We start from the raw sequence: 11,123 nt of genomic DNA, 5'->3' as shown, positions 1-11,123 counted from the left end.
GGGGGTGGGGGTCAGTTCAAGGGGACCACTCCTTTCCCGGTGAGGGCCTCGGCTAGGCGGGTGTGAGTCGCCGGTGGTGGTCACGAGGTGAGCGTGGCATGAGGCGATCGGTGCTCGCGCCCGCGAGAGTCTTCGGCATGATCGTGTCGAAGCCCGAGGGGTGAATGTTGCTGGTCACCGGGATGGACCGGCGTTCGTAGGCGGCGTCGATGATCCGGTAGAACGTCTCGGCGGCGTCTTCCCCGACAGGCAGCAGGCCGATGTCGTCGATGACGATGAGGTCTGCGCGGCAGATCCGGGCGACGGTCCGTGCGGTGGACCCGTCGACCTTCGATTTCCCGATCGCGGCGCTCAGCGTTTCCAGGGTGAACCAGGACACCCGCAGGTCCTTCTCGATCGCGGCCTGGGCCAGGCCCTCGGTGAAGTGGCTCTTGCCCGTCCCCGACGGGCCGGCGATCACCAAATTCTCGGCGCGGCCGATCCACTCCAGGGTGATCAGGGAGTTCTGGGTGGGTTCGGGGATGGTGGAGTCCTCGGCCCGCCAGGAGCCCAGGGTCTTACCGGTGGGGAAGTTCGCCGAGTGGCGGCGTCGCGGCCGGTGACCTCCTCGGCGATCAGCAGCCGCAGGACCTCGGCGGGGTCCCAGCGTTGGGCTCGGGCGGTGGCCAGGACGTCCGGGGCCGCTTTGCGCATGTAGGGCAGGCGCATGCGGCGCATGAGCTTGTCGAGCTCCTCGGGCAGCGCCGGGGCCTGGGGAAACGTCATGGTCGTCAATTCCTTCGTCGGTCGGGGTGAGCGCCGATAGGTTCGGCGGATGATCAATATGTCGGTGCGGGGCGACCGCGGGAACGTCGTGGCCCGGGCCCAGGGTGGTGTGGAGTGGACCGCTGCATTCGCGGATCTGGACCCGGCGGAGTTTCCGATGCTCTGGGCCATGGACCCGTATGGCGACGCGGTCTTCAACCACCGGCAGGTGCCGCTGCTGCTGGCGGAACTCGACCGGCTCCCGGCCGCTCGCGGCGGTGACTGGGTCGGGCAGACCCGCGAGTTGTGCCAGGTCCTCCAGCAGAACGGGCACCGGTATCTGTGGTTCGTCGGGGACTGACCGCGGTCAGCCGGCCGTCAATTCCCTGGGGACGGGTGACGGTTGACCGAGGGCCTGCCAGCCGATGGTTCCGTTCTGGACGGAGTGGGCTTCGTCCGCGCGGACGACCTCGCCAGCGGACTTGCTGTCCGCGATGTGTCCCAGGACCGAGAGCAGGTCGTCGTCGGCGAAGCACCCGGCCGTGGCCGCCAGACCGAGGGCCTGGTCGACTTTGTCGTTGCCCAGGACGGTGGCCAGCTCAACCGCGCGGGCCGTCTTGGCGCGGATGCCGGTGGCGCCGGCGGGTCCGGCTTCCTCGAGCCAGCGGCCCGCTCCGGGGCCGATGCCCACGAACGCGATGAGGGCGAATACGATGAGGGCGAATGCGGACCTATCGATTCAAGGTACAGAAGAGCGGCTTCGGGCTGTTTCTCGGGATCGCAGCCGAGGCCACCCGCCTGACGACCCCGCCGACCATAGGCGCCCGCGTCAGCGACCGGGTCTGGCTGGACGCTTCCGAAGTCAACAACGCCTACTACGGGAACCGGCTGGCACTCAACGAACGCGAACTTGCCTGGTTGCGGCTCGGCCTGGGCAAAGTAACCGGCGGCGTCGAGCTCGTCGACACCAGTCCTTACGTCCTGATCTCAGTCCGGACGCTGCAGATCGTCGAGGTTGACTACGCGGAGGCGGCCCTTGCTCCGGCGATCGCCGGGTGGGTGGCAGCGGAGTTCTCTCTGGCGCCCGTCCGCTGCAACGTCAGCCGCGATAGCTCCACGGGCCAGTTCACGTTCGACTGGGGCGAGTGCCCTACATGACTACAACGGAGCCAGTGATCGTGGCCAAGCCCCGTGCATTCGGACAGGTCTGCTGCTCTCGGACCAGCCGCGTGGTCAGTTGCGGCGGACACGTGATGCCAGTGCCTGGGAGGGTGTGCAGAGCCACTCCACGATGGTGCTGGTCACGGCGAGGTAGTGGACGCTGACCTGGCCGTGTTCCTTGTCGACTGGGGCCGGTGCGCCGTCGCGGTAGATCCAGCGTACGTAGCGGCTGCGCAGGTGAGCCCCGGCCACAAGGAGGACCGGGGAGGCGATGACGGCCGCCAAGGCCGCTCCGGCCCTGGTGGCCGTCACCTTGGCAGTCTCATCGATGCGCATGGCATCAGTGTCCTCGGTAGGTGCTGTGTCCAGTAGTGCAGCGCCGCATTGATCTTGCGGGGGCATGTGCCCTGCCGTCAGCGGCGAGGCGGGCTGCTGACGGCGGGCGGTGATGCGTCAGTTCTTGACGAGCACGGTCGCGAGGGCGGATAGCGCGGAGTTGACCTGAGCTGCGTCGAAGGCTGCGGGGTCGAACTGGTCGGCAGAGTCGAGGCCCAGCCATTCCAGGCGGTCTTCGTGTTCTTCGTGGCGGGGGTCGGCAAGGATCTCGATGAGGTAGTCGTATCCCCAGATGCCGCCGCAGTCCTCAGGCGGGCAAGCCCGGCGGCCGGTGAGGCATCGGGGGTAGGCGGTGCCGGCCTCCGGCGCGGTGACGTCCTCGACAAGGATGTCGTGTTCCCAGTCGTCGCCGAAGTCGTAGGTGTAGCGGAGCCGGTCGCCGACGTGGGGAGCCACCTGGCCGAGCCGCTTGGAGGCGGCGTTGCGGATGCCCAGGTCGCGGTCAGCGACGCCGTATCGGTCCCGTCCGCTCTCGAAGGCCCACATGTGGTAGTCCTCCCAGCCGAAGACAGCCTGGATGACGTCGTGCAACTCGCGCAAGGTGATGCCTGACGGCACCTCCAAGCGGCGCCAGATCGGAGGCCGGGAGTCCCGCAAGGTGATCTTGATCTTGTGTGCGGTCTGACCCGGTGCCGTCCGCGAGTTCGGCCTCGCGCTCCTGCTGTTCGCCATGGCGGCCATCCTGCCACCCGCGCTCGCCCTGCCCTGGCGGGACGTGTGCCCCTTCCCACCACAATGATCACCGCGATGCATGGAGTCGAAGGGGTGGGGGCACGTGCCGGTGGCAAGTCCGTTCCAGGTGGCCTGGGACGGTGAACAGCGCAAAGTACTGGAAGAGTTGACGCGTTCGCGGACCGCGCCGTTGCGCCGGGTGCAGCGGGCCCGAGCCGCGCTGGCCTGTGCAGAGGGTGACACAAACGCGGCCATCGCCCGCGCCCTCGGCGTGCATCTGGACACCGTACGGCGCTGGCGTAAGCGATTCGGTACCGAGGGCCTTTCCGGGCTGGAGGACCGGCCCCGGGCGGGCCGCTCCCGCCGCTACGGACCCGAGGTGCACCTGGCCATCGTCGCCACCGTCACCTCCGCACAGCCCGCCACCGACAGCCACTGGACTCACCGCGCCATCGCCCATCGCCTGGCCTCCACCGGGATCTCAGCGTCCCAGGTCGGGCGGATCCTGGCCGACCTCGACCTCAAGCCCCACCTGGTCCGCGGCTGGCTCACCCGCCCGGATGACCCGGACTTCCACGCCAGGGCCGCCGAAGTCTGCAGCCTCTACCTGCTCTGCCCACCGCACTCGGTGGTGCTCAGCGTGGACGAGAAAACCGCGATGCAGGCTCGCTCCCGCCGCCACCCGACCCGCCTGGTGAAGCCCGGCCAGATCGAGCGGCGCGAGTTCGAGTACCGCCGCCACGGCACCGCCTCCATAATCGCGACCCTGGACGTGCACACCGGCCAGGTCCTGGTCGAGGACATCATCCGCAACGACTCGGCCGCCTTCATCCGCTTCCTGCGACTGCTGGATCAGAGCATCGACCCGGCCCTGACCATCCACTTGGTCCTCGACAACGGGTCCTCCCATGTCTCCAAGGCGACCCGGCCTGGCTGGCAGCGCACCCGAGGTTCGCCGTCCACCACACACCCAAACACGCCTCCTGGCTCAACCAGGTCGAAATCTTCTTCTCGATTCCGGCCCGCCGGCTGCTGCGACGCGGCGAGTTCACCTCGCGCCAGGACCTCATCGACCAGATCCGCGACTTCACGCTCGCCTACGACGACGAGGCCCGCCCGTTCCGCTGGACCTACGACGGAACCCCACTCAAAGCCGCATGACCCTCGCAAGATCAATGCGGCGCTGCACTAGCCACCGGGACAAGTGCCGCCCCAGGCCATCGGCGCCTTCCACGGCCCATCGTCGCTCGGGCCATTTCCGGGCCCAGGCCAGCAGCCTGCGGTAGTCGCCCAGGGTGGCCTCGATCCGGATCGTGGAGATCGGCCGATTGGCCGTCGGATCCACCGCGGTGGCGGTGTGCGTGGACTTGTGCGGGTCGACGCCGAGCAGAATCATCGGCTGCGGCTCCTCAGGACGGGACGGCAGGAGATCCGCAGCCGACACGCCGACTTCCGGAACCAGCCAAGCCGGGTCACGCCTCTGTTGAGGCAGGCCGCGGACGGGCACCGGATGGGGAACACACCCCGGGAGAGCCATAGTTCGGCAAGCGGTTCACGAGTCACCCCAGCCGGCGCCCTGCAGCACGTTACGGACGATCGTTTCGGCCATGTACTGCTCCTGCTGAGTCCGCGCCTGCCCCGTTGCATGGGCTGCCGGCCGCCCGCAGTCCGGTGTTTCGGAGCCACGCGCATTCCCGGTCAGCGACTTCGAGGCCGTCGGCCGCCTTGCCGTTCGTCACGGATGGTGACGGCTCGCAAGACAGATTGCCGACGTCATCACAGGGATGCCGGGTCGGCGTCGGCGAGGGCGGCATCGACCAACGACTCTGCTATGGATCGCGCGCACGCACCGGTGTCGCTGCTGTTGAGTACGGTGCCGCGTGCGGCCGCGCCGTCGAAGAGCAGTGCCAGTTGCTCACCAAGAGTTTCCGGGTCTGCGGCCCCGGCCCGCCGTGCGATGTCCGTGAGGCGGCGGGCGAACTCCCTCTTGTACGCCGCGGCCAGCTGGTGGGTGGAATGCCCGGGGTCCGGTACTTCGACGCCGACGTTCAGGAACGGGCATCCCCGGAACGGAGCGGTGGTTTGCGGCAGCTCCCAGTCGAAGACGCCGAGGAGTTGCTCACGCAGGCTCGGTGTCGGTTGGGCGGATGACGGGGAGGCGGGCAGGAGATCGTCCACCAAGGACTGCAGGTAGGCCTCGACGAGCTCGTCCTTGCTCGGGAAGTGCGTGTAGAGAGTGCGTTTCGACACTTCGGCGACGGTCGACAGCTGGTCCATCCCGGTCGCATTGATCCCCTGCGCCGTGAACAGCTGGGTCGCCGCCTTCAGGATCCGTTCCCGGGCACCACGCCCTCGCCGCCGACGCACGGGGTGAGATTCGGTCACACCCTAAGGATACCGATCGTTTTACATAAGCCAGGCAGGGCAGCTACGGTGGAGGCTTAAGTAGACCGATCATCTTACTTACGCACGCCCCACATCCCGCGGTACGCGGATGGGTGGTTCGCCGGCGCCGGACCCGCCACCGTCCGCCCCAGCCGTCGATGCGAGATCAGCACCAAGGAGACCTGATGCGTTACACGACCTTTGGACGACGGACCGGACTGCGCGTTTCCGAGTACGCACTCGGCACGGGGAACTTCGGCACCGGCTGGGGTGCCGGTGCCGAGCCGGACGAAGCGCGCCGGATGTTCGACAGGTTCGCCGAAGCCGGCGGAACGTTTCTCGACACCGCGGACGGCTACCAGTTCGGCGAGTCCGAAGAACTGGTGGGGAAGTTCGTCGCCGCCGACCGGGACCACTTCGTCCTGGCCACCAAGTTCACCAACGGGGCCGGCCCCCAGCCCGGCATCTCCAAGACGGGCAACAGCCGCAAGAACATGGTCACTTCGCTGGAGGCCAGCCTGAAGCGCCTCGGCACCGACTACATCGACCTGTACTGGGTCCACTTCCCCGACGACCTCACCCCCATGGAGGAGATTCTGCGCGGAATTGACGACCTGGTCAGCTCCGGCAAGATCCTCCACGCGGGCCTGTCCAACTTCCCCGCATGGCGTGTCTCCCGCGCCGCCACCCTCGCCGACCTCAAGAACTGGGCACCGGTCACGGGCATCCAGATCGAGTACAGCCTCGTCGAGAGGACCCCCGACCGCGAGCTGCTGCCGATGGCCGAGAGCCTGGGCCTCGGCGCCGCCCTGTGGTCTCCGCTCGGCGGCGGACTGCTCACCGGCAAGTACCGCCGCAGCACCGAGGGACGGCTGAGCGACTTGAAGACGCTCGTGCACACCGAAAGCACCGACCAGAAGACCGCCGTCGTCGACACCGTCCTGGCCATCGCCGAGGAGACCGGCGCGACGCCCGCCCAGGTGTCGGTGGCCTGGCTGCGTGAGCGTGCCGCCCGGGCGTCCACCTCGTTCGTGCCGATCATCGGCCCGCGCAGCCTCATCCAGCTCGACGACTATCTGGGCGCGCTGGACGTCCAGCTCGCCCCGAAGCAGTTCGCGCGCCTGTCGGACGTCAGCGCAATCCCCCTCGGAGTGCCCCACGAGGCGACCGCTCGCGCCCGAGACGCCGTCCAGGGCGGTGACGCCTCCCTCGTCATCCAGCCCGCAGTGCCCGCGGCCTGAGCTGCGGATCCTGCCGCGGGCGGCCCCATGCCGTCGACGCCCCTTCCGTCCCGCATCGTGCGCACAATTCGGGGCGGAGCCGTTCGCCTGGCCGCGCCACGTCACCGCCAGGTGTCACAGCCCCATCGTGTCGCTCGATTGACGACGGTGTCTCGGCTATACCGAGCGGGCTCCACGACCAGGACGAGGGCTCACGAGGCATCTTCCTCGGCCACCACCTCGGATCTCCCCAACAAGGGATCAGGGCCCCTTGGCCGCTCGAGGTCGCGAAACCGATCCGAGCACCAACGGGCCCTGTTCCCGCCGCGTCGAGCACCCCGCTACATGTTGATCATGTGGCCCGCGAGGCCGTGGACGGCCTCCTTGACCGCCTCGCCCAGCGTCGGGTGGGCGTGGACGTTGCGGGCGACCTCGTGGACCGTGAGGTCCCACTGCTGGGCCAGGGTCAGCTCGGGGAGGAGTTCGGTGACGTCGGGGCCGATGAGATGGGCTCCGAGGAGTTCGCCGTACTTGGCGTCGCTGATCAGCTTCACGAAGCCGGTCGCGTCGCCCAGGCCGTGTGCCTTGGCGTTCGCGGTGAACGGGAACTTGGCGACCTGGACGTCGAAGCCCTTCTCCCTCGCCTGCGCCTCGGTGTAGCCGAAGCTGGCGATCTGCGGCTGGCAGAAGGTGGCGCGCGGGATCATCGCGTAGTCCAGCTCCATGGTCTCCGCGTCCGCGATCGTCTCGGCGGCGACGACGCCCATCGCCTCGGCGGCGTGCGCGAGCATCAGCTTCGCGGTGACGTCGCCGATGGCGTAGATGTGCGGAACGGAGGTGCGGCAGCGGCCGTCGACGTCGATCGCGCCGCGCTCGGTGACGCGCACGCCGGTGTTCTCCAGGCCGTAACCGGTGACGTTCGGCGCGAAGCCGATCGCCTGCAGGACCTTGTCCGCCTCCAGGATCTGCTGGGCGCCGTCCTTTCCGGTGACCGTGACGCGGACCTGCGGGCCGGACTCGTCGATGGACTCGACGCGGGTGGAGGTGAGGACGTCGATGCCCAACCTCCGGTACTGCTTGGCCAGTTCGGCGGAGACCTCGGCGTCCTCCAGTGGGGCGATCCGGTCCAGGAACTCCAATCGCCGCTGCGGCGGACCGGGAGGACGCCCTGACCCGGACGTTCCGGGCGATCACCTGCTGATGTCGGGCCTGGCGGCCGAGGGCATCAGCGCCCGTGGTTGACCTGAACCGGCGCTTGGTGGACTGCGTCGGTGCAGGGCGACCCACCTCGGCCGGCATGGCCTGTCGCTACCGTGCCGCCTCCTCCTCGATATCGCGAACCAGGTCGATGGCCCGACCCAGGGTGGCGAGTCGGGCGTCGAGGGTCTCGCCGGCGGGATAGAAGCGAACGGTGTCGACACCGGCGTCGCGCCACACGCGCAGCCGCTCGCGCACGATGTCCTCGGTTCCGATCAGCGTGGTCGCCAGCACCATCTCGTCGGTGACCAGACCGGCCGCGCCGTCCCGGTCCCCGGCCTGCCACCGGGTGCGAACCTCGGCCGCCACCTCGGCCCATCCCTGGCGGCTGTAGGCGTTGTTGTAGAAGTTCGTGGTCGCGGAGCCCATGCCGCCGAGACTGAAGGCCAGTTCCTTCTTGCGTCCGGCCACCATCGCGCGCAGCGCGTCCTCATCGTCCGCGAAGGCGACCTCGGCGCCCTGGCAGATGTCGAGGTCGGCCCGCGTACGACCGGCGTTGGCCAGGCCCCGGTCCAGGTGGTCGAAGTACGCTTCCTTGGCGCCTTCAGGTACGAAACTGGTGCCCAGCCAGCCGTCGGCGATCTCACCGGTCAGGTGCAGCATCTTCGGCGAGAGGGTGGCCAGGTAGACCGGGATGTCATGCTCTGCGCGCATGGACAGGCGCATGGGCTTGCCGTCCCCACCCGGCAGCGGGATCTGGAATTCACGCCCGGAGTGGGAGACTTTCTCCCCCGTGGCGGCCTGCCGAACGATCTCGACGGTCTCGCGCATCCGTGACAGCGGCCGGGCGAAGGGCACGCCGTGCAGCCCTTCGATCACCTGTGGTCCGGAGGGGCCCAGCCCGAGGAGGAAGCGCCCCTGGGAAATCTGCGACAGTGTGATCGCGGCGCGGGCTATGGCCGTCGGAGTGCGGGTGCCGAGCTGGATGATTCCCGATCCGAGAAGCATGCGCTCCGTCTTCGCGGCGAGATAGCCCAACGGCGAGGGCGCCTCGGAGCCCCACGCCTCCGCCACCCAGCAGATGTCCAGACCGAGTTTCTCCGCCTCGGTGACGTAGTCGACGATCTCCCGCCAGTCGCCCCCGGAGGCTTCGATGGTGGTGGAGGTACGCATCACAGACCCGCCTCGCCCGAGGTTCGGGCGCTCTCGGCCAGCTTTTTGATCTCTCCGAGGGTGAAGGTCATGTTGGTCTCGAACTCCCGCATGCGCACGAAGACGATCTTCTGTTCCTTCTCCGGCATGCGGTCGATTGCGAAGGAGAGACCCGAGCGGGCCGGGCCCATCTGCATCCATTCCCGCAGCAGAGTGCCACCGTCCTGCGGCTCCAATGTGAACCGCCAGATCGCCGTCGGGTGCTGCGGATCCTCGACCGCCCAGGCGAGCCTCCTCGGCGGCTCGTACTCGACGATGTGGGACGTGGTGGTCCACTCCCCCAACGCTTCGTGCTTGCTCCGGCCGACGAACCGGGCGCCGAGCGCGGGGCCGCACCTGCCGTCCAGCCATTGCACCGACCGCAGCTCGGGGCTCATGCGCGGCATCACCTCGATGTCGGACACCAGCGCCCACACGTGTGCCGACGCGGCGGCGATCCAGGTGTGGACCTCCACCGTCGGCTTGTCCGCATAGCGTGCGCCCGTCCACTCCATATCCCGATCCTCCTGCCCGCCAAGAACGCTCACGTGAGCACCTGAACAGTAAAGTTGCGTAGATAGACTTAGCTGTCAAGGGTGCCATGGCCACCACAGGACTGCCGATTCAGCCCGCGAATCGCTCCCGCACATCCGGTCGCTCGGCCAAATGTGACGGATAGCCGGGGCCCATCCGGGGGCGGGTGTTGTCCGCGGTCATGGGCTCGCCGCAGGCGTCGCACACCACCTCGGCATGGGTCTCCTGCCCGCACACCTCGTGCCGCATCGCCACCGGCGGGCCCGCCTCACCGGCCAGCCAGCGGTCTCCCCACCGGTTCATCACCAGCAGCACGCCGAAGAAGTCGCGCCCCTTCTCGGTGAGCACGTAGTCGTACCTGACCGGCTCCGTCTGGTACGGCCGCTTCTCCAGCAGTCCCTCCTCCACCAGCCGGCGCAGCCGGTCCGCCAGCGTGTTGCGGGCGATGCCGAGCGACTCCTGGAACGCGTCGAACCGCCTGATCCCGTAGAACGCCTCACGCAGCACCAACGGCGTCCACCAGTCCCCGAGCAGGTCCATGGTCCGCGCGATCGAGCAGGGCCACTGCGCAAAGGATGTCCGTCTCATGACTGCCAGCATAGGTTCGTCCAGTCATGAGACCCAGCAGGTAACTCGAGCAGCGGCCGGTGCGCGGTCTCTTGTGTTCCATCAATAACGAAGTTATGTTGCCGCCATGAAACGTGACTTGCAGGGCAGAAAGCTGGTTGTCACCGGAGGGGCACGCGGCATCGGCGAGAAGGTGGCCCGACTGTCTGCCGCGCGAGGCGCTCATGTGACCGTGATCGGACTGGAACCCGATCGGTTGCGCGACCTCGCCGCGAACCTGGGCCCCGCCGCCGCCTGGCGCGAGGCCGACGTGCGTGACGGCGCGGCTCTACGGTCGGCGATCGATGAAGCCGCGGAGATCATGGGCGGCATCGACCTCGTCGTCGCCAACGCCGGGGTCGTGGCGTACGGGACGGTGCGCCAGACGGACGAGGCGTCGTTCGAGCGGGTCATGGACATCAACCTGAACGGCGTCTTCCGCACCCTCAAGTACGCGACGCCCCATCTGGAGCGCAGCCGGGGTCACGTGCTGGTCGTGGCGTCCGCGCTGTCGTTCATGCCGCTGGCCGCGATGGCCTCGTACGGCGCGAGCAAGGCGGCGGCCGAACTGCTCGCCCTGACCTATCGCCAGGAGGTGGCACATCTCGGGGTCACGGTCGGCCTGGTGCACCCCTCCTGGATCGACACCGACCTCGTCCGGGGCGCCGAGGCGGACCTCCCCTCGTTCCAGGGCCTGCGCAACCGGCTGCCCTATCCGGGCAACGTCACCACGAGCGCCGACCGGGCTGCCGCCGCGATCGTCGACGGGCTCGTGCGCCGACGCAGCCGCGTGTACGTGCCGCGCGCGGTCGCCGTGGCCAACTGGGCGAAGGGAGCGCTGAATTCACCGCTGGCCTGGCCCTGGGCGCGACGCTTCGCGGCCCGGGCGGTTCCGTCCCTCGAACGGGAGGTCGCGGCGCTGGGAAGGCATAACCAGCTCACGCCGGGTACCCATGCCCGTGGTGCGGGGACCAGGTCGTCCTAGCCGCCCGCGGGACTGCACCCAACCGCCCGGCT

The 11,123-nt window shown here is 68.6% G+C and carries 15 protein-coding genes and 1 pseudogene; 5 read left to right on the top strand and 11 right to left on the bottom strand.

Annotated features, from left to right (window positions below; all coding sequences use genetic code 11):
• Nucleotides 1-52: 52 nt before the first annotated feature.
• Both JIX56_RS47785 and JIX56_RS47780 read right to left on the bottom strand, forming a co-directional pair.
• Nucleotides 53-523, bottom strand: coding sequence for an ATP-binding protein (locus JIX56_RS47785; protein ID WP_306819957.1), 471 nt, complete (start codon nucleotides 521-523; stop codon nucleotides 53-55).
• Nucleotides 496-765, bottom strand: a complete 270-nt coding sequence (locus JIX56_RS47780) for a hypothetical protein (RefSeq protein WP_306819958.1) — start codon at nucleotides 763-765, stop codon at nucleotides 496-498. The genes JIX56_RS47785 and JIX56_RS47780 overlap by 28 nt, the downstream gene beginning before the upstream one ends.
• 49 nt (nucleotides 766-814) lie before the next feature.
• Here JIX56_RS47780 and JIX56_RS46905 point away from each other — a divergent pair, with 49 nt between their 5' ends.
• Nucleotides 815-1,105 (top strand): hypothetical protein, encoded by a 291-nt coding sequence (locus tag JIX56_RS46905; protein ID WP_257550512.1) that lies wholly within the window; start codon nucleotides 815-817, stop codon nucleotides 1,103-1,105.
• Nucleotides 1,106-1,111: 6 nt separating this feature from the next.
• On the opposite strand, the gene JIX56_RS46900 is transcribed toward JIX56_RS46905, so the two are convergent.
• Complete coding sequence (locus JIX56_RS46900) at nucleotides 1,112-1,435, bottom strand: hypothetical protein (protein ID WP_257550510.1); 324 nt, start codon at nucleotides 1,433-1,435, stop codon at nucleotides 1,112-1,114.
• 32 nt (nucleotides 1,436-1,467) lie between these two features.
• Here JIX56_RS46900 and JIX56_RS46895 point away from each other — a divergent pair, with 32 nt between their 5' ends.
• On the top strand, nucleotides 1,468-1,902 hold the full coding sequence (locus JIX56_RS46895; protein ID WP_257550508.1) for a hypothetical protein: 435 nt from the start codon (nucleotides 1,468-1,470) through the stop codon (nucleotides 1,900-1,902).
• 75 nt (nucleotides 1,903-1,977) lie between these two features.
• On the opposite strand, the gene JIX56_RS46890 is transcribed toward JIX56_RS46895, so the two are convergent.
• Nucleotides 1,978-2,241 (bottom strand): hypothetical protein, encoded by a 264-nt coding sequence (locus JIX56_RS46890; protein WP_257550506.1) that lies wholly within the window; start codon nucleotides 2,239-2,241, stop codon nucleotides 1,978-1,980.
• A gap of 117 nt (nucleotides 2,242-2,358) precedes the next feature.
• Nucleotides 2,359-2,973 carry a plasmid pRiA4b ORF-3 family protein gene (locus tag JIX56_RS46885; protein WP_257550505.1) on the bottom strand — a complete coding sequence of 205 codons (615 nt, stop codon included), beginning with the start codon at nucleotides 2,971-2,973 and terminating at the stop codon, nucleotides 2,359-2,361.
• Between the two features lie 103 nt (nucleotides 2,974-3,076).
• Between JIX56_RS46885 and JIX56_RS46880 the strand changes: the two genes are divergently transcribed.
• Entirely contained in the window at nucleotides 3,077-4,165 is a 1,089-nt protein-coding gene (locus tag JIX56_RS46880) for an IS630 family transposase (RefSeq protein WP_257550503.1), read from the top strand.
• Here the strand turns inward: JIX56_RS46880 and JIX56_RS46875 are convergent.
• Both JIX56_RS46875 and JIX56_RS46870 read right to left on the bottom strand, forming a co-directional pair.
• On the bottom strand, nucleotides 4,121-4,369 hold the full coding sequence (locus JIX56_RS46875) for an IS110 family transposase (RefSeq protein WP_257550501.1): 249 nt from the start codon (nucleotides 4,367-4,369) through the stop codon (nucleotides 4,121-4,123). The two genes, JIX56_RS46880 and JIX56_RS46875, sit on opposite strands and share 45 nt — an antisense overlap.
• A gap of 380 nt (nucleotides 4,370-4,749) precedes the next feature.
• The gene (locus tag JIX56_RS46870) at nucleotides 4,750-5,358 is read right to left on the bottom strand and encodes a TetR/AcrR family transcriptional regulator (protein ID WP_257550499.1); all 609 of its coding nucleotides are present in this window, start codon (nucleotides 5,356-5,358) and stop codon (nucleotides 4,750-4,752) included.
• 185 nt (nucleotides 5,359-5,543) lie between these two features.
• On the opposite strand from JIX56_RS46870, the gene JIX56_RS46865 reads away from it, so the two are divergent.
• Complete coding sequence (locus JIX56_RS46865; RefSeq protein WP_257550497.1) at nucleotides 5,544-6,599, top strand: aldo/keto reductase; 1,056 nt, start codon at nucleotides 5,544-5,546, stop codon at nucleotides 6,597-6,599.
• 320 nt (nucleotides 6,600-6,919) lie between these two features.
• Here the strand turns inward: JIX56_RS46865 and JIX56_RS46860 are convergent.
• From JIX56_RS46860 to JIX56_RS46845, 4 genes and pseudogenes are all read right to left on the bottom strand, one after another.
• Nucleotides 6,920-7,717 (bottom strand): annotated as a pseudogene (locus JIX56_RS46860) (dihydrolipoyl dehydrogenase family protein); the annotation flags it as partial.
• Between the two features lie 169 nt (nucleotides 7,718-7,886).
• Nucleotides 7,887-8,948, bottom strand: coding sequence for an LLM class flavin-dependent oxidoreductase (locus JIX56_RS46855; RefSeq protein ID WP_257550495.1), 1,062 nt, complete (start codon nucleotides 8,946-8,948; stop codon nucleotides 7,887-7,889).
• Nucleotides 8,948-9,481, bottom strand: coding sequence for an SRPBCC family protein (locus JIX56_RS46850; protein WP_257550493.1), 534 nt, complete (start codon nucleotides 9,479-9,481; stop codon nucleotides 8,948-8,950). The genes JIX56_RS46855 and JIX56_RS46850 overlap by 1 nt, the downstream gene beginning before the upstream one ends.
• Nucleotides 9,482-9,590: 109 nt before the next feature.
• Entirely contained in the window at nucleotides 9,591-10,088 is a 498-nt protein-coding gene (locus JIX56_RS46845; RefSeq protein ID WP_257550491.1) for a winged helix-turn-helix transcriptional regulator, read from the bottom strand.
• Between the two features lie 106 nt (nucleotides 10,089-10,194).
• On the opposite strand from JIX56_RS46845, the gene JIX56_RS46840 reads away from it, so the two are divergent.
• Nucleotides 10,195-11,091 (top strand): SDR family oxidoreductase, encoded by an 897-nt coding sequence (locus JIX56_RS46840; protein ID WP_257550489.1) that lies wholly within the window; start codon nucleotides 10,195-10,197, stop codon nucleotides 11,089-11,091.
• Nucleotides 11,092-11,123: the final 32 nt, after the last annotated feature.

The organism is Streptomyces sp. CA-210063, from assembly GCF_024612015.1.
GTDB lineage: Bacteria > Actinomycetota > Actinomycetes > Streptomycetales > Streptomycetaceae > Streptomyces.
Note: the sequence above shows the minus strand (reverse complement) of the source record. Positions and strands in the feature narration are given on the sequence as shown.

What these genes read in the sequence shown, in the direction of transcription:
- JIX56_RS46890 (WP_257550506.1), bottom strand. Translation starts at nt 2,241, where the DNA reads ATGCGCATCGATGAGACTGCCAAGGTGACGGCCACCAGGGCCGGAGCG.
- JIX56_RS46840 (WP_257550489.1), top strand. Translation starts at nt 10,195, where the DNA reads ATGAAACGTGACTTGCAGGGCAGAAAGCTGGTTGTCACCGGAGGGGCA.
- JIX56_RS46850 (WP_257550493.1), bottom strand. Translation starts at nt 9,481, where the DNA reads ATGGAGTGGACGGGCGCACGCTATGCGGACAAGCCGACGGTGGAGGTC.
- JIX56_RS46885 (WP_257550505.1), bottom strand. Translation starts at nt 2,973, where the DNA reads ATGGCGAACAGCAGGAGCGCGAGGCCGAACTCGCGGACGGCACCGGGT.
- JIX56_RS46845 (WP_257550491.1), bottom strand. Translation starts at nt 10,088, where the DNA reads ATGAGACGGACATCCTTTGCGCAGTGGCCCTGCTCGATCGCGCGGACC.
- JIX56_RS46905 (WP_257550512.1), top strand. Translation starts at nt 815, where the DNA reads ATGATCAATATGTCGGTGCGGGGCGACCGCGGGAACGTCGTGGCCCGG.
- JIX56_RS46865 (WP_257550497.1), top strand. Translation starts at nt 5,544, where the DNA reads ATGCGTTACACGACCTTTGGACGACGGACCGGACTGCGCGTTTCCGAG.
- JIX56_RS46875 (WP_257550501.1), bottom strand. Translation starts at nt 4,369, where the DNA reads ATGATTCTGCTCGGCGTCGACCCGCACAAGTCCACGCACACCGCCACC.
- JIX56_RS46855 (WP_257550495.1), bottom strand. Translation starts at nt 8,948, where the DNA reads ATGCGTACCTCCACCACCATCGAAGCCTCCGGGGGCGACTGGCGGGAG.
- JIX56_RS47780 (WP_306819958.1), bottom strand. Translation starts at nt 765, where the DNA reads ATGACGTTTCCCCAGGCCCCGGCGCTGCCCGAGGAGCTCGACAAGCTC.
- JIX56_RS46895 (WP_257550508.1), top strand. Translation starts at nt 1,468, where the DNA reads ATGCGGACCTATCGATTCAAGGTACAGAAGAGCGGCTTCGGGCTGTTT.